General features: G+C 32.3%; 26 protein-coding genes. 14 read left to right on the forward strand and 12 right to left on the reverse strand.

All coding sequences use genetic code 11. The annotated features are described in order from the left end of the window. Window positions 1-3: 3 nt before the first annotated feature. Together CN925_RS11930 and CN925_RS11935 are read left to right on the forward strand one after the other, a co-directional pair. The gene (locus CN925_RS11930; protein WP_098846451.1) at window positions 4-480 is read left to right on the forward strand and encodes a GNAT family N-acetyltransferase; all 477 of its coding nucleotides are present in this window, start codon (window positions 4-6) and stop codon (window positions 478-480) included. Window positions 481-496: 16 nt separating this feature from the next. Continuing rightward, window positions 497-979 (forward strand): methylated-DNA--[protein]-cysteine S-methyltransferase, encoded by a 483-nt coding sequence (locus CN925_RS11935; RefSeq protein WP_098846452.1) that lies wholly within the window; start codon window positions 497-499, stop codon window positions 977-979. 70 nt (window positions 980-1049) lie between these two features. On the opposite strand, the gene CN925_RS11940 is transcribed toward CN925_RS11935, so the two are convergent. From CN925_RS11940 to CN925_RS11955, 4 genes are all read right to left on the reverse strand, one after another. After that, on the reverse strand, window positions 1050-2201 hold the full coding sequence (locus CN925_RS11940) for an AI-2E family transporter (protein WP_142339224.1): 1152 nt from the start codon (window positions 2199-2201) through the stop codon (window positions 1050-1052). 144 nt (window positions 2202-2345) lie between these two features. Continuing rightward, window positions 2346-4271, reverse strand: a complete 1926-nt coding sequence (locus CN925_RS11945) for an LTA synthase family protein (protein ID WP_098846454.1) — start codon at window positions 4269-4271, stop codon at window positions 2346-2348. A 221-nt stretch (window positions 4272-4492) separates the two neighbouring features. Continuing rightward, on the reverse strand, window positions 4493-6370 hold the full coding sequence (locus CN925_RS11950; protein ID WP_098846455.1) for a vWA domain-containing protein: 1878 nt from the start codon (window positions 6368-6370) through the stop codon (window positions 4493-4495). Window positions 6371-6389: 19 nt separating this feature from the next. After that, complete coding sequence (locus tag CN925_RS11955; protein ID WP_098846456.1) at window positions 6390-7283, reverse strand: ATP-binding protein; 894 nt, start codon at window positions 7281-7283, stop codon at window positions 6390-6392. Between the two features lie 386 nt (window positions 7284-7669). On the opposite strand from CN925_RS11955, the gene pflB reads away from it, so the two are divergent. From pflB to CN925_RS11970, 3 genes are all read left to right on the forward strand, one after another. Beyond that, the gene (gene pflB / locus CN925_RS11960) at window positions 7670-9895 is read left to right on the forward strand and encodes a formate C-acetyltransferase (RefSeq protein WP_098846457.1); all 2226 of its coding nucleotides are present in this window, start codon (window positions 7670-7672) and stop codon (window positions 9893-9895) included. Between the two features lie 96 nt (window positions 9896-9991). After that, the gene (gene pflA / locus CN925_RS11965; RefSeq protein ID WP_098846458.1) at window positions 9992-10741 is read left to right on the forward strand and encodes a pyruvate formate-lyase-activating protein; all 750 of its coding nucleotides are present in this window, start codon (window positions 9992-9994) and stop codon (window positions 10739-10741) included. A 177-nt stretch (window positions 10742-10918) separates the two neighbouring features. Next, window positions 10919-11098 (forward strand): hypothetical protein, encoded by a 180-nt coding sequence (locus CN925_RS11970; protein ID WP_098846459.1) that lies wholly within the window; start codon window positions 10919-10921, stop codon window positions 11096-11098. Between the two features lie 106 nt (window positions 11099-11204). On the opposite strand, the gene CN925_RS11975 is transcribed toward CN925_RS11970, so the two are convergent. The 4 genes from CN925_RS11975 to CN925_RS11990 all read right to left on the reverse strand — a co-directional run bounded on the left by CN925_RS11975 (window position 11205) and on the right by CN925_RS11990 (window position 14311). Then, entirely contained in the window at window positions 11205-11330 is a 126-nt protein-coding gene (locus CN925_RS11975; RefSeq protein WP_069035250.1) for a YfhE family protein, read from the reverse strand. 68 nt (window positions 11331-11398) lie between these two features. Next, a complete protein-coding gene (locus CN925_RS11980; RefSeq protein WP_098846460.1) occupies window positions 11399-11959 on the reverse strand; it encodes a GNAT family N-acetyltransferase in 561 nt (186 codons plus the stop codon). Window positions 11960-12265: 306 nt separating this feature from the next. Beyond that, window positions 12266-13396, reverse strand: a complete 1131-nt coding sequence (locus CN925_RS11985; protein WP_098846461.1) for an amidohydrolase — start codon at window positions 13394-13396, stop codon at window positions 12266-12268. Window positions 13397-13414: 18 nt separating this feature from the next. Further along, entirely contained in the window at window positions 13415-14311 is an 897-nt protein-coding gene (locus tag CN925_RS11990; protein ID WP_098846462.1) for a TIGR01777 family oxidoreductase, read from the reverse strand. 79 nt (window positions 14312-14390) lie between these two features. Between CN925_RS11990 and recX the strand changes: the two genes are divergently transcribed. Together recX and CN925_RS12000 are read left to right on the forward strand one after the other, a co-directional pair. Further along, window positions 14391-15206: a recombination regulator RecX gene (gene recX, locus CN925_RS11995; protein WP_098846463.1), complete on the forward strand. Its 816-nt coding sequence runs from the start codon at window positions 14391-14393 to the stop codon at window positions 15204-15206. A 67-nt stretch (window positions 15207-15273) separates the two neighbouring features. Continuing rightward, on the forward strand, window positions 15274-15597 hold the full coding sequence (locus tag CN925_RS12000) for a YfhH family protein (RefSeq protein ID WP_098846464.1): 324 nt from the start codon (window positions 15274-15276) through the stop codon (window positions 15595-15597). A gap of 17 nt (window positions 15598-15614) precedes the next feature. On the opposite strand, the gene sspK is transcribed toward CN925_RS12000, so the two are convergent. Continuing rightward, the gene (sspK, locus tag CN925_RS12005) at window positions 15615-15770 is read right to left on the reverse strand and encodes a small acid-soluble spore protein K (RefSeq protein ID WP_098846465.1); all 156 of its coding nucleotides are present in this window, start codon (window positions 15768-15770) and stop codon (window positions 15615-15617) included. A gap of 118 nt (window positions 15771-15888) precedes the next feature. Between sspK and CN925_RS12010 the strand changes: the two genes are divergently transcribed. Then, window positions 15889-16167 (forward strand): YfhJ family protein, encoded by a 279-nt coding sequence (locus CN925_RS12010; protein WP_088014818.1) that lies wholly within the window; start codon window positions 15889-15891, stop codon window positions 16165-16167. Between the two features lie 40 nt (window positions 16168-16207). Here CN925_RS12010 and CN925_RS12015 read toward each other — a convergent pair whose 3' ends face one another. Further along, window positions 16208-17185 carry a metal-dependent hydrolase gene (locus tag CN925_RS12015; protein ID WP_098846466.1) on the reverse strand — a complete coding sequence of 326 codons (978 nt, stop codon included), beginning with the start codon at window positions 17183-17185 and terminating at the stop codon, window positions 16208-16210. An 86-nt stretch (window positions 17186-17271) separates the two neighbouring features. Between CN925_RS12015 and mutY the strand changes: the two genes are divergently transcribed. Beyond that, on the forward strand, window positions 17272-18369 hold the full coding sequence (gene mutY, locus CN925_RS12020; protein WP_098846467.1) for an A/G-specific adenine glycosylase: 1098 nt from the start codon (window positions 17272-17274) through the stop codon (window positions 18367-18369). 46 nt (window positions 18370-18415) lie between these two features. On the opposite strand, the gene CN925_RS12025 is transcribed toward mutY, so the two are convergent. Further along, window positions 18416-18640, reverse strand: a complete 225-nt coding sequence (locus CN925_RS12025; protein WP_098846468.1) for a hypothetical protein — start codon at window positions 18638-18640, stop codon at window positions 18416-18418. Window positions 18641-18772: 132 nt separating this feature from the next. Between CN925_RS12025 and CN925_RS12030 the strand changes: the two genes are divergently transcribed. The 5 genes from CN925_RS12030 (at window position 18773) to tnpA (ending at window position 22607) form a co-directional block, all read left to right on the forward strand. Then, window positions 18773-18967 carry a gamma-type small acid-soluble spore protein gene (locus CN925_RS12030; protein ID WP_098846469.1) on the forward strand — a complete coding sequence of 65 codons (195 nt, stop codon included), beginning with the start codon at window positions 18773-18775 and terminating at the stop codon, window positions 18965-18967. Between the two features lie 310 nt (window positions 18968-19277). Next, window positions 19278-19535: a YgaB family protein gene (locus CN925_RS12035; protein WP_025671838.1), complete on the forward strand. Its 258-nt coding sequence runs from the start codon at window positions 19278-19280 to the stop codon at window positions 19533-19535. A gap of 131 nt (window positions 19536-19666) precedes the next feature. Beyond that, window positions 19667-20197: a nucleoside tri-diphosphate phosphatase gene (ntdP, locus tag CN925_RS12040; protein WP_088014823.1), complete on the forward strand. Its 531-nt coding sequence runs from the start codon at window positions 19667-19669 to the stop codon at window positions 20195-20197. A 95-nt stretch (window positions 20198-20292) separates the two neighbouring features. Further along, the gene (locus tag CN925_RS12045) at window positions 20293-22053 is read left to right on the forward strand and encodes an ABC transporter ATP-binding protein (protein WP_098846470.1); all 1761 of its coding nucleotides are present in this window, start codon (window positions 20293-20295) and stop codon (window positions 22051-22053) included. Window positions 22054-22124: 71 nt separating this feature from the next. Beyond that, window positions 22125-22607 (forward strand): IS200/IS605 family transposase, encoded by a 483-nt coding sequence (tnpA, locus tag CN925_RS12050; protein ID WP_098846471.1) that lies wholly within the window; start codon window positions 22125-22127, stop codon window positions 22605-22607. Between the two features lie 210 nt (window positions 22608-22817). Here the strand turns inward: tnpA and CN925_RS12055 are convergent, their stop codons facing one another. Further along, window positions 22818-23915 carry an FUSC family protein gene (locus CN925_RS12055; protein WP_098846472.1) on the reverse strand — a complete coding sequence of 366 codons (1098 nt, stop codon included), beginning with the start codon at window positions 23913-23915 and terminating at the stop codon, window positions 22818-22820. Between the last annotated feature and the right edge of the window lie 395 nt (window positions 23916-24310).

Below are 24310 nucleotides of genomic sequence, written 5' to 3' on the forward strand. Positions count from 1 at the left end.
AAAATGAAGGTCAGACTGGCAGAAATAAAAGATATTGATCAGTTAATTAAGATGAGATGGGACTTTACTTTGGAAGATTACGAGACTGGAAGAATTAAAGCGAGCGAATACAATGACTTTTACAATGAATGTCGTGATTTTTTACTAAAGGCATTGAACAGTAAACAGTGGTATATATGGGTTGCTGAAATAGAAGGTACAATTGCTTCCCATATTTATATTGAGCTTATTCAAAAAGTACCTCGACCTGGTAGAGTGACTAATCCTTTTGCTTTCATGACGAATGTATATACATTAAAGGATTATCGGGGGCAGGGGATTGGCGGAATATTAATCTCCCAAGTAAATAACTGGGTATGTGAAATGAACTTCGAGTTTGTTATTGTTTGGCCGAGCGAGCAAGGAGTTAATTTTTATAAACGGTACGGTTATAATCGATGTAGTGAAGCGATGGAGTATTTTCCAAATTTTGATAAATAATCTAGGAGAATGATTTATGGATCAATTAGATACAGCTTATATAGACACTCCTTTAGGCATATTAAGGATTGTTGGAAATGAAAAAGGAGTAGCATTTATTGATTTTGTCAAAGAAGAGAATGACGAAATTCAAAAAATTGTGCCACCTTCTTTGAAAGAGGCAGGGAATGAGTTGATTGAATATTTCAATGGAACTAGGAAAGAATTTAGTATTCAATCAATTGCAAAAGGAACTCCTTTTCAAGAAAGTGTGTGGAGGGAACTAGTTAAAATTAAATATGGAGAAACTGCTTCATATGCAGATATTGCTAATCGAATTGGGAAACCAAAGGCTGTAAGAGCAGTTGCGAATGCAAATGCAAGAAATCCATTAAGTATCATCGTTCCATGCCATCGGATTATTGGATCAAACGGTAAGCTAACGGGTTATGCTGGCGGACTGTGGAGAAAGGAATGGCTCTTAAATAGAGAGCAGGGAAGAGAGACGCTTAAATTGTAAAAAGAAAGAGCAAGAATAATGGAAGTGTTAAGAGTGAATGTCACTCCAACTTCATTATTCTTGCTCTTATTTATTCTTTTGGTTCGTTATCGTTGTTAATGTTTATTTCGATATTTGTTTCAGTATCATCATCAATAATCTTATCTGCGAATTTCGCCTTTTTCTTTAAATTGATAATCCTAGAGATATTAACAATCACTACTTTACAAATTGCATATGTTGGTACAGCTAAAACCATACCAAGTACACCAGCAAAGTTACCAGCGAATAATAATAATAAAATAATCGTCAAAGGATGAATATTTAACTTTTTCCCCATGATGTATGGCGAAATTAAGTTTGAATCAATTTGTTGAACAATAACAATGATTAGTACAACGAATAAAGCTAATTTTGGAGAAATTAAAGCTGCAACGATCACTGCAGGAGCTCCACCAATAAACGGACCAAAGTAAGGGATAATATTTGTAATAGCAGCTACTAACGCTAAAATTAATGCATTAGGTATTCCGATAATACTATATCCAATAAATGTTCCAATTCCAACAAAAATACAAACAATTGTTTGACCTTGAATGTAAGAAGCCAATGTTTCGCCTGTTTCATTAGCTATATGAATTGCTTCATTCCTTAAGCTTTGTGGTAAAAAACGAGACAGTGCAGCTGGAAATTTATGACCGTCTTTAAACATATAAAACAGTATAAATGGAACTGTAACGATGATTAACGTTACATTACTTAAAATATTGAAAAACGCACCAATTCCACCTGTAATACCACCTAGAAATACTAGAGCATAGTCCGCAACTTTCTTTTCTAAATCTTTAATTTCAACGTAATTTTGACTTCCTAACCACTTCTCTAATAAGCCAATCTTATTTGTTGCTTCATTTACAATTGTTGGCATATTATTTACTAAATCTTTAAATTGTTCAGTTAAGGTTGGGAATACATTGATGATAGATACGACAGCAATTAAGATTAATCCGAGATAGAGAAGAAGAATGCCTATTGAACGGGGCACTTTCTTTCGCTCTAAAAAATCAACGATTGGTGCGAACAGGAAATAGAGAAAGACTGAGACTAGAATTGGAGCGAATAATGTACTTATTAAAATAGCAATTGGTTGAAATAAGAATGATATTTTTGTTCCAACGAATAAAACTAAAAATAATAATAGTAGTTCGATCGTCCAAAATAATAACTTAGAGTTTTTATACAATGAATATCCTCCCACTATATTTTAATTAAAAAGATTATGTATAAATACCATATTATAACAAAAAGAGATGCTTGTAAAAGCATCTCTCGGTGTATAAAACTAAAAATTTATTTATCAGACAATAAGGTTCTATTGAAATACCTCTTACTGATTTGGTTCAGTAATTGTTTGCATTGTACCTGTTTTATGCTTATTGTTGCTGTAGAAACGGAATAAATCACCGTAAACAATATTATCTGAAAGTGTTAGCTCTTTTTTTGCTTTATCAATCAATTGTTTCGCTTCTTGATCTGGTACTTCGACTTTTTCGGCAGTTAAACGATTATAAAATTCATTCGAGCCCGCTACATAATAATATTTACTTGTAACGAAGCTTCCATCACGGAAAACAATGAATTCTGAATAATCTGGGCTAAATAAATCTTTACCAAACTCGATATCATTTTTTGTATCAACACCTAATAGATGTAGAATCGTAGGTTTTACGTCTATTTGACCAGCAACCTTTGATATTGTTTTACCTTGGTTTTGTTTAGGTAAATGAATAATGAATGGCGTACGTTGTAAATCCATATGGTCATATGAATTAATCTCGTCTTTTCCTAAGAACTGAGCCATTGCACGATTGTGATTTTCAGAAATACCGTAATGATCTCCATACATTACAATAATTGTATTATCATATAGACCTGATTTTTTTAATCCTTCAATAAAGTGTTTAATTGATTCATCCATATATCGTACTGTCGTTACATAACGATCAAGTGTCTCGTCACCAGAATTATATTGATCAATGAATTGATCCCCGGGATCAAGTAAGAAAGGATAATGGTTTGATAATGTTAAAAATCTAGTATAAAACGGTTGTTTCACTTGAGATAAGAGAGGTATGGATTGCTTGAAGAAATCTTCATCCTTTAACCCCCAGTTTACCGAGTTTTCATCGGTAATAGTATAATCTACTTCATTAAAGTAACGATCGTAACCTAATGAAGGGTACATTACATTTCGATTCCAAAAGCTTTTATTATTTGCATGGAAAACAGCTGAATAATATCCTTGATCTTTTAATATTTCAGGTGTAGCCATATATTCGTTATTTGCATGTGTAAAATAAACAGCACCACGATCTAGTGGATATAAAGAGTTATCAATAATGAACTCAGCATCAGAGGTTTTTCCTTGACCAGTTTGGTGATAGAAGTGGTCAAAATAATAACTTTCTTCTTTAATGTATTTATTTAAAAATGGAGTTATTTCTTTACCATTAACCTTTGCACCAATTGTAAAAGTTTGCATTGATTCTAAAGAGATAACAATAACATTTTTACCTTTATATTTACCGAAAAGCTTTGCGTTTGCTTTTACGTCGTTACCATTTACATAGTTTTCAATTTCAGTTAATTTACTACTATCCGCAAAGGCTTTTTGTGTTGAAGTCTTTGTTTGAAGTGATAAGTCATAGCCTTGATAAACATAAAGTCCAAGATTTTTTACTAGCATTTCACGATCAAAAGATCGAGTAAGCAACTCAGGTCTTTCCATTTCAGCTAAACCTAAGTTTAAAACTGCAATGGCAATCGTAATTAAATAATAAGTTGACTTCATAAAAGAAGGAACTCGATTTGTGTTTGAAAATTTAGGAAATTTTTTTGAGATCAAATATAGGATAGGGATATCAATAAACATGAATAGTATTTTAAAGCTTGCTAGTTCTTTTACACTTGATCCTAAATCACCCATATTACTAGTTTGGAACAGCACTGGTAGTGTTATGAAGTCATTAAAGAATCCGTAAAATAAAACGTTTCCACATAATAGCAAAGTTAAAATGAAATTAATCAAGAGTGCTATTGTGTTACGTTTATTCCCTTTGAAAAAAAGTGCGAACCCTACAAGGAATAATGAGGATGCCAAAGGGCTTATAAATAATATTACATTTTGAAAGACAGTATCGATCTTTAAATCGAATCCAAACAGAGTAACAATATACGTTTTTAGCCAGACTACTAATGCAACCAGTAATACGAATTGTACACGTGAGAATGTTGCTTTAAATGAAGTAGGCATAGTCCTAATCCCCCTTAAATACAAAACAAACTAGTAATCAATCACTAGCTTTTCTTTAAATCTGCATCTCTCTAAGTCGTCAAAATTTATCGTACTCCTATTGATTTTAAAAATCAATAGGAAATACGAATTCATTATGTAAATCTGTTCGACAAAATACTCTAAAAAAAAAGAAATAGGCTTACGTAAGCTTATTTCTTTTCATTTTATGGACAACTATCTTATTCTATGCTTCTTAATAATAATTTTTTTAGCATTGGTTTTAATTGAAGTCTTAAATCCTCTGCATTTGAAGCAATTAAGTAATGGTGCTGATAAATATTTTTCATTAATTGTGAGGTTTCTTCTTGGTGTTCCTCTTCTTCTATGAAAGTACCGATTACCTCAATTCCAAGTTTTCTAGCTTGTTTAACTGCTTCATGCGTATCGATAATTCCATCCTGGAAATAATCTAATGCTGAAGGTTCACCATCTGTAAACACGAGCAAAAATTTATGCTTTTCTGGACGCTTAGCGAGTTCCTCTGAAACAATTCGAATCATTAAGCCGTCACGATTGTCCTCTTCTTCTTGAAGTTGCATTATATTTGGGCCAACTGAAGGTGATAAAGAGCTTGAAAATGGAATGACTTGATGTAAAATATTTGGTTTATTTTCTTTTGTAGCGTTTGAAGCATCCTCCCAAAAGCCACTAATGCTATGAGAGATTTTTAACTGTTTTAATGTTTCATGAAACAGAATAACGCTTTTTTTCACTTCATCCATTTTATTAAACATTGATCCGGAGCAATCGACTAATAAGTAAAAAACAGCATCCAATTCTTTTGATTCAGTTTGTTTTTTATAAAACATTTTAGGATTTTCTTCTGTGAAAAGTCGAATCCATTTTTTATTTAATCTACCATAATATTTATCAGTCGGTGCATTTTGCTTATTTTCTAAGGATTTTTCAATCGTTTTTCTTAGTTCTTTAACATCTTTAGATACCATTTGCGACAATGTAGAATATTGTTTCTTTTCAGTAACTGTTTGCCCAGTTGCTTCTTTATATTGAATAGATACATTACTATTGTATTTACCAAATGGATTTTGCTGTGAAGAGGATGAATTCGAAGCCTCATGGGAATCAGTTTGTTTTGACTTTTTATTCTCGCCTTGTTTGGATGAACCGAATGCATTTGCAATTGCCTGATCGCCAGCCTCTTCTTCTCGTGCAAAATTGGCTTTTATAGAAGTTTTTGTTCCACTTTCAACTTCAAATCGTAAAAAATTATCATCTGTTTCATTATTTTTACTTTCTCTATGCCAAGTTGATAATCTTTCATCTTCGCTATTTCTTTCATCAAGACCCTCTTGCTGGTCGTCATTTTGAAGTTTTTTTACCTTACTATTACATGATGCTAATTCGTTATTTTTATTTAGTGGTAAATAGCCAAAGTATGTGTGAATCATATCTTCCCTATACTGTGAGAGTAATCTTTGCTGCACACTAAATACAATAGAAGAAATATCACTTGTTTTCTTAGCTTCAAACGTTTGAAAGAGGATAGGTAAAATATCCTCGAGTTGTTCATTCGTTTGATAAGTTAATTGAGTAGAAGTAAGTGAGAGATAAATTAAACAAAATAATTGATCTAAATGAAAATTACGCATTTCATTTGCTTTGAATTGTGATTGAAAATAATGTCTATATATCTTTTTTCTCGTAGAAAATAATTGTCTTGTACCTGGTCTTTGCAAAATAATCAGTTCTTCAAGTCGGATATCTTCTAAAAGGACAAACAACTGTGTAAAAAAACTTTTTAAATGAGTTTCTTGTAGTTCCTTTAGTGTATCTTTGAACTCACTAAAATCTGAATAATGTTTATTACCTAAAGCTTTTAAATAAACATCTGATTTCAAACCTTGTAACTGGGTACGATGCTCTTGTGTATCCCAAAAGTGACTGACAGTAAATTTTTGTTCTTCATCATCGTAATACGCTTGGAAATCAAATTCTAAAAATGAATTACGATCTTTCGAAAGAGAAATCGATAAATTTTCCATTTGAAGAAAAGTGGAAGCGTCGATTTTTTTATTGTTAAAAATGATTTGTTTCATATATTAATCATCACTCATTTCAAGAAAGAAAATAACTTTCAGCTAGTTCTCTAACAGTCTCACGCTCAATGTCATCAGATAATTTAGCGATAATCGTGCGTTCAATTGCTCGAAGTACTGGTATATGAACAGATAAATCACATGCGTCAAGAACACCACGAATACTTGCTGCATCTTCACTAATTCTGCCTTCACTTGCTAATGGAATTAAATCGCTTGAAAAGCTTGTGAATTTCTTCAGTAGTTCTTCATCTTTTAGTTCAGATTCATCTTTTAATAACTGAAGTAATGATTCTCCATTAATATATGGAACATCTATAATAATGAAGCGATTTTTTAAAGCTTCATTTAATTCGCTTGTTCCTACATAACCTTCATTTATAGCTGCAATTACTCTAAAGTTTTCGTCACCTTTTACTACTTCTTGAGTAAATGGATTGGTAATCATTTTTCGATAATCAAGTGCACCATGTAGTAATGGTAATGTTTCTGGTTTTGCCATGTTAATTTCATCGATATATAAAATATGACCTTTCTTCATTGCTTTCATTAAAGGCCCATCGACGAAAACTACTTCCGATCCATTTGTATTAGAAGCAATTGTATTATATCCAACAATTCCTTCTAAATCTAAATCGACAGAACAGTTTATGCTATGCATCGGTTGATAGAGTAATTTTGATAAGGTCTCAGCTAAAACCGTTTTACCACTACCTGTAGGCCCTTTTAATAATATATTTTTACCAAGTAGAAGGGCAGTAATTGCATCTTCTAAAATCGTTTTATCTTGCGAAACATATTGTTTCGTTCCAATTAATAATTGCTCTTCATTTAGAACTTTTTGAATTTGTTCATTATATATTAAATTTAATTTTTCATTTATCGAACTAGAAAGATTAAGTTGTGTATTCATAAATTGCTCCTTTATATAAACATTGTTCAAATGGATTGTTCATTTTTGTATTAACCATAGTATTATCGCATATTTGGATTGTGAATGTCTTGTCCACAAATTTTCATAAATTTGCTAATACAGTTACTATCTATTGAGTATAACAGTTTGTTGTTTAACAAGAAAGTTTTCTGAGTGAATTACTAGATATATGAAGCAACTGTAATTTAGTGGAAAGAATAAAAGGTTAATGTGAGTTAACATTTCTGTCACTTTGTTCAACATTTCACAATTTGTTCATATTATAAACGATTGTTTCAGTTCATCCTATGATAAATTAGTTACGTAATCTGTTATATACTTAAAAAACTTTCTGTATTATATGCAAAAAGAGGAGGAGTAATACGATGGAACAATGGAGACAATTTGAAACTGGGCGATGGGAAAAAAAGATTGATGTAAGGGACTTTATACAAAAAAACGTTAAATCTTATGTTGGGGATGACTCTTTTCTTTCAGGTCCAACGGATGCAACTAACAAACTATGGGATATCGTACTTAAACTATCTAAAGAAGAACGTCAAAATGGTGGAGTTTTAGATATGGATACGAAAATTGTATCTACGATTACTTCACATGAACCAGGATACTTAGAGAAAGAATTAGAACAAATTGTTGGATTCCAAACAGATAAACCTTTCAAAAGATCATTACAACCGTTTGGTGGTATTCGAATGGCTGAAGCATCATGCGAGTCTTACGGATATAAAGTTGATGATGAAATAAGCAAGATCTTTACAGAATATAGAAAAACACATAATCAAGGTGTATTTGATGCCTATACATCAGAAATGAAAGCTGCAAGACGTTCTGGTGTTATTACAGGTCTACCTGATGCATACGGTCGTGGAAGAATTATAGGTGACTATAGAAGAGTAGCATTATATGGGGTAGATCAACTTATTAAAGATAAGATTGAAACATTAAATAGAACAACAAGTGTTATGTCAGAAGAAGTAATAAGAGATCGTGAAGAACTAAATGAACAAATACGTGCTTTAAATGAATTAAAACAAATGGCAAATAAACATGGGTTTGATATTTCTAGACCTGCAACAAACGCAAAAGAAGCGTTTCAATGGCTATATTTTGGCTATTTAGCTGCAATTAAAGAGCAAAATGGAGCCGCTATGAGTTTAGGACGAGTTTCAACATTTTTAGATATTTATATTGAACGTGATTTAGAAGAAGGTACTTTAACTGAGCAAGAAGCACAAGAATTAGTCGATCATTTTGTAATGAAATTGAGATTAGTCAAGTTTGCTCGTACTCCTGATTATAATGAGTTATTTTCTGGCGATCCTACTTGGGTAACAGAGTCAATCGGTGGAATAGGAATAGATGGTCGTCCGCTTGTAACGAAGAACTCATTTCGCTTTTTAAATACTTTAGATAACCTAGGACCAGCACCAGAACCTAATTTAACTGTCCTTTGGTCAGCAAAACTGCCTGATGGATTTAAACAATATTGCGCTAAAATGTCAATTAAAACTAGCTCAATTCAATATGAAAATGATGATATCATGCGCCCGGAATATGGTGATGATTATGGTATTGCATGTTGTGTATCAGCTATGACAATTGGTAAACAAATGCAATTCTTTGGTGCTCGTGCAAATCTTGCTAAAGCATTATTATACGCAATTAACGGCGGTAAAGACGAAAAGTCAAAAGCTCAAGTAGCACCTATGTATGCTCCGATTACATCTGAATATCTTGACTATGAAGAAGTAAAAGTTAAGTTCGATGTTTTATTAGATTGGTTAGCCGGCTTATATGTGAATACATTAAATTGTATCCACTATATGCATGATAAATATAGTTATGAACGAATTGAAATGGCGTTACATGATGCAAATATAAAACGTACTATGGCAACGGGGATTGCAGGACTTTCAGTATGTGCCGATTCATTATCAGCTATAAAGCATGCAAAAGTTAAAACAATTCGCGATGAGAATGGAATTGTTGTTGATTTTGAAATTGAGGGAGAATATCCAAAATACGGGAACAACAATGATGATGTAGATGATATTGCTGTAGAACTTGTTGAAAGCTTTATTGCAAAAGTAAGAAAGCATAAAACATATCGTAATTCAATTCATACAACATCAGTGCTAACAATTACCTCTAATGTTGTATATGGTAAAAAGACAGGTAACACACCAGACGGAAGAAAAGCAGGTGAACCATTTGCTCCTGGTGCTAATCCGTTACATGGACGCGATACACATGGAGCGCTAGCGTCATTAAATTCAGTAGCAAAATTACCTTATGAAGATGCACAAGATGGAATTTCAAATACTTTCTCAATTGTTCCAAAAGCTTTAGGCAAGGACGAGAGTACACAAATATTAAACTTAGTAGCAATGTTAGATGGATATACAGAAAAAGGTGGTCATCACTTAAACGTAAATGTATTTAATCGAGAAACATTAATGGATGCGATGGAACATCCTGAAGAATATCCACAATTAACAATTCGAGTCTCGGGTTATGCAGTTAACTTTATAAAATTAACTAGGGAACAACAAATTGACGTAATAAATAGAACTTTCCACGGTTCTATGTAAAAATCTCTCGTGTTCCAAGCCTAGTGGGGGACATGCTTCACTAGGCTTTTATTGTTTTTACTAAATAAGGAATAAATTGTTCAAAGGAGAATGACAATGATTTCAGGAAATATACATTCAATTGAAACTTGTGGAACTGTCGATGGACCAGGTCTTAGATATGTCATTTTTACGCAAGGTTGTTTATTAAGATGTCAATATTGTCATAACGCAGATACGTGGAAAATTGGAGCAGGTAAAGAAATGTCAGTTGATCAATTAATGAAGGATATCAAGACATATATTCCATTTATGAGATCATCTGGGGGGGGGGTTACGGTTAGTGGAGGAGAACCATTATTACAATTAGACTTTTTATTAGAACTGTTTAAATCTTGCAGAAAAAAGGGGATCCATACAACAATTGATACATCTGGTGGATGTTTCAGTACTGATCCAAACTTTCTTTTAAAATTAGACGAAGTATTAGAATACACTGATTTAGTATTATTGGACTTAAAGCATTTTGACGAGAAAAGACATATAAAACTTACGGGGAAATCAAATGAGCAGATTAAAAATTTTGCAAAGTACTTGGATAAGAAAAATATCCCGGTTTGGATTAGACATGTCCTAGTTCCTGGAATCACCGACTCAGAAGATAATCTAATTAAACTAGGTGACTTTATAAGCAAATTAAGCAATGTGGAAAAAGTAGAAGTTTTACCATATCATCAATTAGGAGTCTATAAATGGGAAGCATTAGGATTAAAATATCCCCTAAAAGATATTCAGCCACCATCTAATGAAAGTGTTCATCATGCTTATCAACTATTAACTCAAATGAAGGAATTGCAAACTTGTTAATAAAACTAATTAAATTGAACTGTCCTTTAAATGTTAGTAGGCGTCTAACATTTAAAGGACAGTTTATTTTATAAGCTTTTTATGATTATTTAGACGATTGACTAAAATAAATTTGAGGTTAGTGAATATAATGAAAAATAGTTATTTATAGTTTCTTAGTTTAAAGGGTGAATTTTTATGAAGGAGTTTCGGTTTTCGTGGTATGTTTTACTAGATGATCAAAATGCTATCGAAGGGGGATCTTTTGTTCGAGGAGAAAAAATTGAAGATGAAATGCATCGAATAAAAGAAAAACTTAGTAAAGAATATTATGTTAGACCCTCTTCGATTTATATTATTGAATCAAGTGAAATTTAAATATGATATTGTAAATTTTGAAAGATATTTATAATGTTTTTTACTAATGTTAAAGTTATTCTAGAAAAACAAAAAAGGCTTCCTAAGAAAGCCTTTTTGAATAGAATTATTTGCCTATGCCATTAAAATTAGTATAACCTGCAGCACGATCAGCTCTTTTAAATTCTTTTGCATATAATACTTCTTGGGTAGAACTTAAATTACGTCTCGTTTTATCTTTTCGTTTATCCACAAAAAACACCTCGCTAAGTTATAAAATCCTTAGTAAGTTTCTCCAATTTTTGTGGCTAGTATACTAAATTATGCTTCTTTTAAATGTGAAACTTCATGTTGTTGGTAATCTTCACGCATTGTATGCAATAAATAATTATCTTTGGTGATTTCAAATAAATCGTATATTTCCTCATTTTGATTAATTTCATCATATAAACTTTTACGTGATTCATTTGCTAATGATGCGTATGGTAGTTTACTTGCAGCATAAAAAGAGCGTTTATTAACTTTACGAATTCGCATAAAAATAGAGTTTATTCCTAAATCGTGAAATAACTCATGGAAGAAAGCGTCTTTTGCTGGTTTGTTATAACCCATTCCGTGATATGGTTTGCCTAACCATGTCCCTAAAAAGCCATATCCATCTTCAATATCATGTAAAGAAATGTTACCAATAGGGTTACCCCACTCATCTAAAATTGTTCTTGATATCATTTTCCCTTGTTCTTCTAGTTCGATTGCTTGCTTTGTGATAAATAGAAATTCTTCGTACGAATTTGCTTTGTGACGCACAAAGGGAAAGACATCAGGATGCACCATAAGTTCAAAAAGTACAGAACAATCTTGTAAATCTCGCTGTTTCAGCATCTCTACTCCTCCTCATAATAAGGGTAGCGAAAGAAGGTTACGCCACCCGCGAAATTTTTGTGAGGACTAAACAATAAAATTTAAAGTCCTGTGAAGTGCATTAACTATGAATAATTTTTTAATGCACCCTAAAATTTCGGGGTGGGAATCGAACCCACTAGGACCAGCGATTTACTGGTGGCTCACCATTTGCCTTTCCCGTTAAAATACTATATAAGAAAAGTGTTTTCACACTTTCTATTTAATTTACCGCAAACGTTCTTACTATACTATAATAAACGATTTTTTTCAAATTGCAAACTAAAATTATTCGATATTTTTATACACAATTCTACCGTCTATGACAGTAAGTAATGGTTTAGCCATATAATGAAATGGATGATGGGACCATAATACTACATCACCATCTTTACCAATTTCTAAGCTACCAATTCTATGAGATAAATTAAGGTTTTTTGCTGGATTAATTGTAATTGCTTTTAAAGCCTCGAGCTCAGGTAAACCCTCTCGAACTGCTATAGCTGCACATACATTCAAATACTGAATTGGGGTATAAGGATGATCAGTTGTAATTGAAACACTTACCCCGTTATCAGTAAGAGCTTTGTATGTAGTCCAGGTTTTATTTTTTAATTCGACTTTTGAACGTCTAGTTAATGTAGGACCAACAGATACTTGAAGGTTTCGATCCTTTAGATGGTCAATAATTAAATGACCTTCAGTACAATGTTCAATTCGTATATCTAAGTTAAATTCTTCGCCAAAACGTATAGCTGATAAAATATCATCTGCACGATGAGCATGAATTCGTACTGGTATCTCTCTATTTAAAGCTTTAATAATTGGTAAAATTCGAAAGTCTTCTGGGTTATGCGAGTTTTGAGCTTCATAGAATGCTTCACGAAGCATTCCCATAATACCCATTCTTGTAATTGATTCTTTATTCCCATTACTGTGAGTTCTTTTTGGATTTTCGCCAAAAGCGATTTTTAATCCAGACGGTTCTTGAATGATCATTTTATCGACACTTTTACCATATGTTTTAATTGTACAAGTTGTTCCACCAATTACATTCCCACTACCAGGCATAATATGAGCTGTTGTAATTCCATGTTGGATTGCATCAGAAAAAGCAACATCAAGTGGCAATATTCCATCCATTGATCGAATATGTGGAGTTAAAGCTTCAATTGTTTCATTCGCATCGTTTCCAGCCCAACCAGTACCTTCGTCATATAGTCCTAAGTGAGTGTGGACATCAATAAAACCTGGGAATAGTGGTTTTCCGGCACATTCTATGACAATTGTTTGATCTTCAACCGAAAAAATCTCAGGTGCAATTTCTTTAATTTTCCCATTCTCAATTAACAAATCATGGTTATATAAAACTTGAGATGTAATAGGGAAAATGGTTGCATTTTTAAATAATAAATTCATGATAAATCCTTTCAAATACTAATTTAAAGTAAACAGTAAAGCTTCTTTTAAAGATGGAAATTGAAAGTTATAATTAGTTTGAATGGCTTTAGAAGGCATAACTCTTTGACCTTCTAAAACTAGCATACTCATTTCACCTAGTAATAATTGAAGGGTAAAATTTGGAACTTTCAATTTATTTGGTCGATGTAAAGCTGCTGAAAGGGACCTGCTAAACTCGTTCATTGTTACTGGATTAGGTGCCACTAAATTGATTGGCCCACTAATTTCGGTATTTTTTATTGAATGTAGTATTAGGCCAACAACATCTTTCTCATGAATCCAAGATATCCACTGGGTACCTTTTCCGATTGGACCACCAATAAACAATTTAAAAGGCAAAATCATTTTTGGAAGTGCTCCACCGTTTAACCCTAAAACAAGACCAAATCTAGCAAGAATGGTCCGAATTCCTAGTTCTTTAGCTTTTTTAGCAACAGTTTCCCATTCTCTTACAGTTGATGCTAAAAAATCATTTGAAATAGGCTTGTCATGTTCATTAAAAGATAATGATTCAGAGGTTCCATAATACCCAATTGCACTGGCATTAATAAAAAGGTTTGGACGATGGGCTTGTCTTTCAAACCATGTAATTAGAATATTTGTTGAAGTTAATCTACTTTGTAGAATTTTGTCTTTTAATTGTTTCGTCCACCTACCGCTGTTTATTGATTCACCAGCTAAGTTAATGACTATGTCAATGGACTCTCTAAAAGAATTCGAGGTTAATTGATCCCAATTAACATAAGTAATAAATGGATTAGAAGATGTTCTTATATTTCTTGTGACAATATAACATTGATATTCATGTTGGATAAATTCATTTATTAATTGAGATCCAATAAACCCTGTACCGCCTGTAAGAAGAATCTTCATCCACGCATCTCCTTAATACATAATATGATATTATTATTTTTATGTGTATATAAAAACAAAATTTATTTTGAGGTAAATTATGTCTATTATTACGAAAATTCAAGTTCAAAAATTAAATAAAGAACGATTTAATATTTACACAGATAGTGGTAATGGTGAAGAGTATGCGTTTAGTGTGGACGCTGATACTCTTGTTAAATTTAACATAAAAAAGGGTCAATCTTTTGAGCCATTTGAACTAGAAGAAATATTAAATGCTGATCAACTTAGAAAAGCATATCTTTCTAGCATTGTTTATTTATCTAGAATGATGAGAACAAAAAAAGAAATCGAACAATATTTAACGAAGCAAGAATTCTTAATTGATACAATACAAACTACAATTATCCGACTTGTAGAAGAAGGGTATATTAATGAAGAAAAATACGCTGAAAGTTATGTCCGTACGTCTATTAATACGACCTTAAAAGGACCAACAATCATTAAGAATGAATTACTAGCAAAAGGGATTCACAATACAGTAATCGAGAAAAGCTTATCTTTATTTTCAAAAGAAAAGCAGATTCAACATGCTACTTCACTTTGTCAAAAAAAGGTTTCTGCACTTTCGAAGTACTCAACAAATCAAAAAAAGGCAAAACTTGAAGAATTGCTGAGAAGAAAAGGATACTCCGCTAATATTACTTCGATTGCACTTGAAGAAACACACTATGAAAGTGAAGAAGATGATGAATTACAAGCTCTACTTATACACGCTAGAAAAGCAAAAAAGAAATATGAAAAATTAAGTGGCTGGGAATATACTCAAAAAATGAAAACAGTCCTATTTCGAAAAGGGTTCCCAATCGAACTAATTGAAAAAGCGATTTTAATATTAGAAGAGGAAGAATATTAAATAAATTGGTTGTCTGTTATTAGCTTGATATAATAAAAATATCTAAATGATTTAGAGGAGACTTAAAATGGAAATTCCAAAACGATATAGTGACTTAACGAAAGATGAATTAGTTCAAGAAATTAGCAATTTGAATCATCAAGCTAGAAAAGCTGAACAAATGGATATGATTAATGAACTTGAAGTAATACTTCGTAAAAAAACAATGGCTCAATCATATTTATTAGACGCAAGTCAATTTATTCCTGGTGAGCAGTATGAATTAATTGAAGAACCTGGTGTATTATTTATGATCACCTATATGAATGGTATTTTTGCTTGGGGCCATAAAAGCACTAGTGAAGAAGAAATAGGAATCCCAATCGCATTATTAAACAAACCAGGGAAGTAAAAACCCTGGTTATATTTCTACTCATCACGATTACTTTTTGCCATACGGTCCCGTGGATTTGTATTAATGCTCCCATTTGGACGTTTAGAAGCATTTTGTGATTTGTAATCTATATTACCATCAATAGCCATATCATGCTTTTGTTTTGAAAAACGTTCACTTTTTGTTGTCATTCTAATTACCCCCTAGTGATTAGTACTAATTGATGAAATGAACCATCATCAATATGATGACCATTTTGAATTAAGATATGAAGAGAATAAATGTTTAAAAATTGGAAGGTGTAATTATATGGAGAAATATTTAGAGCAATTAACTGAGCTATTGCTTAAAGAAAATAGTCATTTAACATACTCACAAGCAAAAATTTGGGTTGAATGGTTATGGGAAGATTTTGAAGCTACTTATGCTAAAGCTGGAGAATATCATGGAGAACAAATGTCTAAAAAGGTTGTTCAACAATTTATTTTCCAATATGGAAAATATTTACATGAAACTGATATAAAAATTGCAAAGCCACCAGGTTTAGAAATTATTGAAACGAAAGAGAAGGATAATCTTCTTCATTAATTAGAAACCCTTAGCAAAAAATTGCTAAGGGTTATTTTTTTCAAGTTTCCACTTTTAATTTTTTCTGTAATTTTTTCTCACTAAAGATCCAGCCCGTGAATGAACTGATAATATGATGTTCATAATCAAATTTAACAACTGCAACAAATGGGTAGTATGTTTCGGTCCTGTACCTTAGATCGATTAGTCTTAATTCTTTATGGTCGTCATGCCCAATCAATTCCCAAATGTAAACTGGTGAAAATGCCAGAAATGATTTGACGTTTTCATCCTTAAAGGCTGCTTTTACGTCTTCAATTACTGGTAACGGGATTCTTTTAAATACGTCATGGATTTTAAAGATTCTTTTCTTTATTTTGCCAACGTAATGATGAGTATCTGTACTTGCTACAATATGATAATGAGTGTATTTTATAGAAGGTGAAACATAGACACGTTTTACATCTGGTAATTTTTTTGTGACTGTTTGAATCACGATTTGTTTTTGTCGATATCTAAATGCATAGTAAAAAATCATAATGAAATAAAGCATGACACAGATCGGACCAGCTCTGAAATGAAAAATGACAAAAGGAACTCCAGCTAAATGGATCGCAAAAATTATTGGATCGAAAGTGTTGATGATGCCAAAAGCAATCCAACGTTTTGAAAATGGCCTTAATGCCTGGGTTCCGTAGGCATTAAATAAATCAACGAATACGTGCACACTTACTGCCAGGAATGACCAGAATAAATAGAGTCCAAAATGTTCGTTATGGTTAAATAATGTCATAAGTGCAGAAAGTGATAATGTCCATAAAATGACTGCTGGTATTGAATGCGTAATTCCACGATGATGTTTTAAATATTTTGCGTTATTTCTTAATTTTAATATCGTGTCACTGTCAGGTAATTGTGATCCGATGATTGTTGTTAATAAGAGTGAGTTTGTCAAATGTGGGTCATGTAGGACAATTGGACTCAGGGTTGCTAATCCGCCAAGTGTAAATCCCATTACAAGATGAGTACCAGTATCCATTTAGTTCCTCCCTTTACTTACCCTTTTAATTTTTATAGTATGGACTATTAACAAAAACATATAGATGTTAGAGAAAGGTATAAGTTATGAATAATGATTTAAATAAGACATTAGAAGTTTTCCCCAAAAATGACTTTAAAAATAATTTAGTTGATTGGTTTTTAGCAGAACAGAGAGATTTGCCGTGGAGAAAGAATAAAGACCCATATCGAGTATGGGTTTCAGAAATAATGCTTCAACAAACACGTGTAGATACAGTAATTCCTTTTTATAATAAGTTTATGCAAAATTTCCCTACTATTGCTGACTTGGCCAATGCCGAGGAAGAAAAAGTACTAAAAGCATGGGAAGGACTTGGTTATTATTCTAGAGCTAGAAATTTGCAATCAGCTGTACGTGAAGTCCATGTAGAGTATGCTGGAAAAGTACCAGATACGCCGGAATTAATAAGCAAATTAAAAGGCGTAGGACCATATACTGCTGGAGCGATCCTTAGTATTGCGTACGGTAAACCAGAGCCAGCGGTTGATGGGAATGTAATGAGGGTATTATCTAGAATCTTAACAATTTGGGAAGATATAGGTATCCCTAAAAACCGAAAAATTTTTGAACAAGCTGTAAGAGCTTTAATTAGTTATGAAGATCCGTCAGCTTTTAATCAAGGTTTAATGGAGCTTGGTGCTTTAATTTGTACACCAACAAATCCTGCATGTTTACTTTGTCCCGTGAGAGAACAATGTAAAGCTTTTGAAACTGGAGTTGTGAATGAATTACCTATAAAAAGTAAAAAGAAGGCACCAAAACCAATTAATTTAGCAGTTGGTGTCATTAAAAATAGAAATAATCAATATTTAATTCAACAAAGACCTTCTAGTGGATTACTTGCTAATATGTGGGAGTTTCCAACTGCTGAATTACAATCAACAATTTTATCTAAAACTGACACGCTCCGATTTTTCTTAAATCAAGAATTGCAATTAGAAGTAGAAGAGTTATCTTACCAATTTAATATTGAGCATGTTTTTTCACATCTTGTATGGAAAATGGATGTATATATCGGAAATGCCGTAAATGAAGGTAGTTTATCAAGTAATCAGAAATGGGTAACTTTGGATGAGTGTAAAGAGTTGCCATTTCCGGTCGTGCATCAAAAAATTTATCAGCAAATCGAAAAGCTTCTGTAATGAAATAACCCCCTAACAAATAGTTAGGGGGTACTTTATCATTTAATTAGTCTATAGTAGGGCGAGTACCACTAGTCCAATCTGCCTCATTTCTATGAAGACCACCACGTGATTCAATTTCTTTTATGATTTCTTTTTGCATTGTGTTACCTTCAATATTTAAATAGCCAGTAATTTGTTGTAATGAATGATGATAGTATTCCAATTCACTATCTTTCCACTCAGTTTTTGGAGTCATTGATAATTCTGAAAGATCTCTGCCAACGTACATAATAAGCCTCCTTCTATTTTCTTCTCGTAGTTTTCCACTCGATGAGTTCATTAAACAAAAAAATTAAAAGTAAAGTTTTTTACATATTACCCCGACTAATGGACATCATATTATTCGTGGAGGTGATAAATCATGAACAACAAAAACAATCAATTCAACGCTGGAAAAACAGCATCTGGAACTAACATTGGAAAAGTTAAACAACAAAACCAAAGTTTTGGACAAGAGTTTTCAAGTGAAACTGATGTTCAAGCAGTAAGAGAAGCAAATGCAAAATCTGCACAAAAAGCTTCTTCTGGTAACTTTGGACAACAAAACCAACAATAATGCCTTAAAAAAGGAATTACTAGAAGTGCGCTGTTGATGAACGAGTTAGTAAGTAAAGAAACTTACCTTTGCTAATTCATCTTCCTGTCTGATGAGAGATCATGCAGTCTAGTTGTTATAAAGAACGTTCAAAAAGAGCACCCTTATATGAAGGGTGCTCTTTTACCTACGAATAATTTATGTCCAACACTTTAAATCCACATAGAATGATTAATTTCTTCTCAATAGTCAAATATCGTCAAATGTAGTCAAAGGGATTATGTTAGTTTTCAAGAAATAGTGTAATAATGAAATAAGGATGGTGAATGGTATGCAAGTATTCGATGAATTGGTAAGTCGTCAGCTTGAAACAATGGATCAGTTAATAAAAATTCAAGAAGAAATTGAACGATGTCAAGAAATTGAAAACCAACTATTTGAATTAGAGGATTTGTCAAAATTATCTTCTATCCAAGATGAAATACATATAATGAGATCTGAATTAAAAGCTATCCAAGACACCTTTTTAATCCAAACACAGCAAATAATTAAATCTTTCTCAGATGAGAGGAAAATTGCATTAAAATAAAAAAAACAATGGGGCATTTTACCAAATTAAACGCCCTTTTGTTTAAAAATGGATAAGAACTAGTTATAATAGAAGTGTAAAGTATAAATAAAGTGTTGAAATGCGTCCACACTAGAAAGAAGGGAGAAACAATGAACGTTCCCAAACCAGGAGAAAAAATACAAATACATAGTTACAAACATAATGGACATATTCATCGTATATGGGAAGAGACAACCATTTTAAAAGGGACGCAGCAGTTAGTAATTGGCGCAAATGATCGCACGCTTGTAACTGAATCGGACGGTAGAACATGGGTTACGCGAGAGCCAGCAATTTGTTACTTTGATATGGATTATTGGTTTAATGTCATCGGAATGATTAGAGAAGATGGAGTTTATTATTACTGTAATATTAGCTCACCATTCGTCTTTGAAGATGGTGCCATTAAGTATATTGACTATGATCTAGATATTAAAGTTTTTCCAGATATGACTTACGTGCTGTTAGATGAAGATGAATATGAGAATCATCGACAAATAATGAATTATCCTCCTATTATTGACCCGATTTTAAAAAAGAACTTAGGTTATTTAAAGGAATTAATTCATCAAAGAAAAGGGCCGTTTGCTACCGATTTTATTGATAATTGGTATGAACGATTCTTAATGTATCGTGATTAATAGAAACTGTTGAGCGGACTTAGTTTTTTGAGAATCAATCATCTCAAAAAGATTGCTCAACAGTTTCTTTTTGAATGATCTGAAAGGATGAAAATATGGGAAGTATTAAACGTTATTTAAAATTTGTTAAACCATATCGATTTCATATATTTTTAACGATTGCAATCGGAATCGTTAAATTTGGTATCCCATTGATATTACCGTTTTTATTAAAATATGTAGTTGATAACATCATTAATTCATCTTTACCAATTGCAACTAAAAGCTCACATCTTATCTACATCATGCTAATTGCATTTGGAATTTTTGTGATTGTAAGACCACCAATAGAGTATTTCAGACAGTACTATGCTCAATATATCGGTAGTCGAATTTTATTTGACATTAGGGATCATTTATTTAAACATTTACAAAAATTAAGCTTAAGGTATTATGCTAATGCAAAGACAGGTGAAGTTATTTCACGAGTTATAAATGACGTTGAATCGACTAAAGACTTTGTTATTACTGGGCTAATGAATGTTTGGTTAGATTTAATTACAATCTTAATTACAGTTACAATCATGTTATCAATGGATGTAAAGTTAACGCTTGTATCATTAATTGTTTTGCCATTTTACACAATAGCAGTAAAGTACTTTTTCGGTCGACTTCGGTTTTTGACACGTCAAAGATCTCAAGCTTTAGCTGTTTTACAGGGCTTTTTAACTGAAAGAATTCAGGGGATGCAAGTAACACGAAGTTTTGCATTGGAAGATTATGAAAGTGGGCTATTTAAAGAAAAAAATGGTGAGTTTTTAGATCGTGCCCTTAAGCATACAAGCTGGAATGCGAGTACATTTACAATTATTAATACATTAACTGATATTGGACCATTATTAATTATCGGATTTTCTGCATATCAAGTCATTCATGGTCAATTAACACTTGGTGAGATGGTAGCATTTGTTGGATATATTGATCGTTTATATGATCCACTTAGAAGATTAGCTAATTCTTCAACATCATTAACACAATCGTTTGCATCAATGGATCGTGTCTTTGAACTAATGGATGAAAAGTATGACATTGTTAATCGGGATAATCCAACTTATGCAAAGAAATTAGATGGGCAAATACACTTTAATCACGTTTCTTTTCAATATAATGCCGCTGATGAAGAGGTTATACAAGATGTAACTTTTCAAATTGAACCTGGTCAAAAGATTGCACTGGTTGGATCGAGTGGTGGTGGAAAGTCTTCGTTAGTTAGTTTAATACCACGTTTTTATGACGTAACAAAAGGATCCATTAAAATTGATGGTGTCGACATAAGGGATTATGATTTAAAAAGTATGCGGGAAAAAATCGGTATCGTTTTACAAGACAATTTTCTATTTAGTGATACCGTTAAAGCGAATATTCATTATGGGAATCCGAATGCTAGTGAAGAAGAAATTATTGCAGCCGCCAAAGCAGCCAATGCACATGAATTTATCATGAGTCTACCAGATGGATATGACACGCTTGTTGGGGAAAGAGGAGTAAAACTTTCTGGAGGTCAAAAACAACGTGTGGCAATTGCTCGTGTATTTTTAAGAAATCCTTCTATTCTAATATTTGATGAAGCTACTTCAGCTCTTGATTTAGAAAATGAAAAATATATCCAAGACGCAATTCATGAACTAGCAAAGAACCGTACAACAATATTTATTGCACATAGATTATCTACCATTACACATGTAGATAAAATCGTTTATATTGATCAAGGTCATATTGTCGAAATTGGTTCTCATGAGGAATTAATGGCTAAAAAAGAAGCTTACTATCATTTGTTTGAAATTCAAAATTTAGAAACTAGTTCGAGTTCGGTATAGAAGATAGGCACAAAGAAATTCTTTGTGCTTTTTTATTGTGGAAACGAANNGCAGCATACGGAGGAATTTTTATGTCAAAAGACAGTAATAGTTTAGCACATACAACATGGAATTGTAAGTATCACATCGTATTCGCCCCGAAATATAGAAGGCAAGTCATTTACGGGAAAATAAAGAAAGACATAGGAGAAATACTTCGAACTTTATGTGAAAGAAAAGGTGTAGAGATTATTGAAGCGACAGCGTGTAAGGATCACATTCATATGTTAGTTAGCATCCCACCAAAGATCAGTGTGTCAGCATTTGTAGGATATTTAAAGGGAAAGAGTAGTTTAATGATTTTTGATCGTCACGCGAATTTGAAATATCGATACGGAAATCGAAAATTTTGGTGCACGGGATATTATGTAGATACAGTTGGAAGAAACAAGAAGGTGATAGAAGAATATATACGAAATCAACTACAAGATGATGTAGTGGCGGAACAGTTAAGCATGATGGAATACATAGATCCATTTACTGGTGAAGAGATACAGAAAAAGAAAAGAAAGTAAGCAGAAGGCCTTTGAGGTCTGGCCAGTAATAGTAGTACATCAGGCGAACCGTTCAATAGCCCTTTAGGGTTTGGTCAGTAACAAAGGCTTTCAGCCGCAGAGCAAACCACCCGTTATCACGGGTGGTTATGTTTTTTGAAGAAGATGCTTACTTAGTGAATTTTCCGTTTTTCAATTTAAAAATAAAAAGCCTCCATAATGTGGAGGCTTTTACATTGTTTCAACCTGTTCAACTTGAACTTGGTATTCTTTATGATAAGTTTGATGGCTATCAACGAGTGTATTTAAATGCTGAACATTTTCACTATATTCTAAAATGGCAGAAACGACTCGGAATAAATGGAACCATGTTTTTTGTTTTTCTTCGTCATTAAGATCATGGTGGTCCAAGAATGCCTTTGTTAATTTATCTTTTAATATGTTTTCTTCTCTATGAAATGGAGCATTATGATCTAAGTTTACTTTACCGATTAATTTCATTAAAGCATGTTCGTGAAATTGCATTAAGCATGTTAGTTCATTTTTTACTAAATCTTGGAACTCTTTCGGAGATGCATTAATTTCATATTCTAATCGGTTTAAAGCTTTTAACGTATCAAATGCGTTATCGGCTGTGACAAGCATTTGTCTAAACAATACGATTTTACGAGATTTTTCATGCTCTTTTTTCTTACGCCCAACAAGAATGATACGATCTTCTCTGTATAAACGATATATTTTTGTAATATTTCTCATCATATCTTTTAATTGATAAATTTCATCTTTTAATCCATTATGACTGACAGTTTTGTGTAGAGCCATCATCATTAATTTATTTGTTTGTTCAGTAATCGAAATCATGCCACGAGATAATTTTTTTTCATAATTTGGAGGCATTAAGAAAATATTTACAAATGAAGCGGCTAAAACCCCAATCGTTACTGCCATAATACGATCGAATGTAAAAATGGCAAAGTGTTCTGTACTTGTACTTACTTCCATAATAACGACTACAGTAACTAATGTTGTAGCAATTGTATTTTCGAGTTTTAGTTTTAATGTAATGATAATCACGAGAATACATGTAAATCCTATAATTACTGGATTATTTCCTAGAGTAATCACTGCAATAATTGCCAGTATCGCACCAATCAAGTTAGCTTGAAGTTGTTCAATTAACGATTTATATGATTGGTTTACTGATGATTTTAATGCTGAAATAGCAGAGATACCTGCAATTGAAGCTGTTGTTAAATCAAAAAACATCGCGCTATAAATGGCGAGCGTAATAGCTATACCAGTTTTTAGAACACGCGCTCCTAATCTCATTGTATTACTCCTTTTTGTTTGTCTAGCTTAAAGCTTGTAATGAAATATGAACGTTTAACTATATTACTACTAAACTACTATTTATTACATCGAGATTTTTTAAAAATTGCTTCAATAAAAGTAACTTTTATTTTTTCTCGTGTAACATCATGTAACTATACAATGAACTACTCGTATTATCAATACAATTTTTTAAGAAATTTTGTTTATTATTTGAACGAGAAAAAAGATTAAATTATTAGTTAAATTTAAAGATTTCGAACTTAGAAATGAAAAGGCTTTATCAATCGATACGGTGGTAGAACCATGAAAAAAGAAGCGAAATTTTTCGCTTCTTTTTCACGCTGTTGAAAAAAAATTGTCAATTAAATTTTGATAAGTAAGTTGTGTCTCAG

This window comes from Bacillus sp. AFS055030 (assembly GCF_002574545.1).
Classification (GTDB): Bacteria; Bacillota; Bacilli; order Bacillales; family Bacillaceae_G; genus Gottfriedia.

What these genes read in the sequence shown, in the direction of transcription:
- CN925_RS11930 (WP_098846451.1), top strand. Translation starts at nt 4, where the DNA reads ATGAAGGTCAGACTGGCAGAAATAAAAGATATTGATCAGTTAATTAAG.
- CN925_RS11935 (WP_098846452.1), top strand. Translation starts at nt 497, where the DNA reads ATGGATCAATTAGATACAGCTTATATAGACACTCCTTTAGGCATATTA.
- CN925_RS11945 (WP_098846454.1), bottom strand. Translation starts at nt 4,271, where the DNA reads ATGCCTACTTCATTTAAAGCAACATTCTCACGTGTACAATTCGTATTA.
- CN925_RS11950 (WP_098846455.1), bottom strand. Translation starts at nt 6,370, where the DNA reads ATGAAACAAATCATTTTTAACAATAAAAAAATCGACGCTTCCACTTTT.
- CN925_RS11955 (WP_098846456.1), bottom strand. Translation starts at nt 7,283, where the DNA reads ATGAATACACAACTTAATCTTTCTAGTTCGATAAATGAAAAATTAAAT.
- pflB (WP_098846457.1), top strand. Translation starts at nt 7,670, where the DNA reads ATGGAACAATGGAGACAATTTGAAACTGGGCGATGGGAAAAAAAGATT.
- pflA (WP_098846458.1), top strand. Translation starts at nt 9,992, where the DNA reads ATGATTTCAGGAAATATACATTCAATTGAAACTTGTGGAACTGTCGAT.
- CN925_RS11970 (WP_098846459.1), top strand. Translation starts at nt 10,919, where the DNA reads ATGAAGGAGTTTCGGTTTTCGTGGTATGTTTTACTAGATGATCAAAAT.
- CN925_RS11980 (WP_098846460.1), bottom strand. Translation starts at nt 11,959, where the DNA reads ATGCTGAAACAGCGAGATTTACAAGATTGTTCTGTACTTTTTGAACTT.
- CN925_RS11985 (WP_098846461.1), bottom strand. Translation starts at nt 13,396, where the DNA reads ATGAATTTATTATTTAAAAATGCAACCATTTTCCCTATTACATCTCAA.
- CN925_RS11990 (WP_098846462.1), bottom strand. Translation starts at nt 14,311, where the DNA reads ATGAAGATTCTTCTTACAGGCGGTACAGGGTTTATTGGATCTCAATTA.
- recX (WP_098846463.1), top strand. Translation starts at nt 14,391, where the DNA reads ATGTCTATTATTACGAAAATTCAAGTTCAAAAATTAAATAAAGAACGA.
- CN925_RS12000 (WP_098846464.1), top strand. Translation starts at nt 15,274, where the DNA reads ATGGAAATTCCAAAACGATATAGTGACTTAACGAAAGATGAATTAGTT.
- sspK (WP_098846465.1), bottom strand. Translation starts at nt 15,770, where the DNA reads ATGACAACAAAAAGTGAACGTTTTTCAAAACAAAAGCATGATATGGCT.
- CN925_RS12010 (WP_088014818.1), top strand. Translation starts at nt 15,889, where the DNA reads ATGGAGAAATATTTAGAGCAATTAACTGAGCTATTGCTTAAAGAAAAT.
- CN925_RS12015 (WP_098846466.1), bottom strand. Translation starts at nt 17,185, where the DNA reads ATGGATACTGGTACTCATCTTGTAATGGGATTTACACTTGGCGGATTA.
- mutY (WP_098846467.1), top strand. Translation starts at nt 17,272, where the DNA reads ATGAATAATGATTTAAATAAGACATTAGAAGTTTTCCCCAAAAATGAC.
- CN925_RS12025 (WP_098846468.1), bottom strand. Translation starts at nt 18,640, where the DNA reads ATGTACGTTGGCAGAGATCTTTCAGAATTATCAATGACTCCAAAAACT.
- CN925_RS12030 (WP_098846469.1), top strand. Translation starts at nt 18,773, where the DNA reads ATGAACAACAAAAACAATCAATTCAACGCTGGAAAAACAGCATCTGGA.
- CN925_RS12035 (WP_025671838.1), top strand. Translation starts at nt 19,278, where the DNA reads ATGCAAGTATTCGATGAATTGGTAAGTCGTCAGCTTGAAACAATGGAT.
- ntdP (WP_088014823.1), top strand. Translation starts at nt 19,667, where the DNA reads ATGAACGTTCCCAAACCAGGAGAAAAAATACAAATACATAGTTACAAA.
- CN925_RS12045 (WP_098846470.1), top strand. Translation starts at nt 20,293, where the DNA reads ATGGGAAGTATTAAACGTTATTTAAAATTTGTTAAACCATATCGATTT.
- tnpA (WP_098846471.1), top strand. Translation starts at nt 22,125, where the DNA reads ATGTCAAAAGACAGTAATAGTTTAGCACATACAACATGGAATTGTAAG.
- CN925_RS12055 (WP_098846472.1), bottom strand. Translation starts at nt 23,915, where the DNA reads ATGAGATTAGGAGCGCGTGTTCTAAAAACTGGTATAGCTATTACGCTC.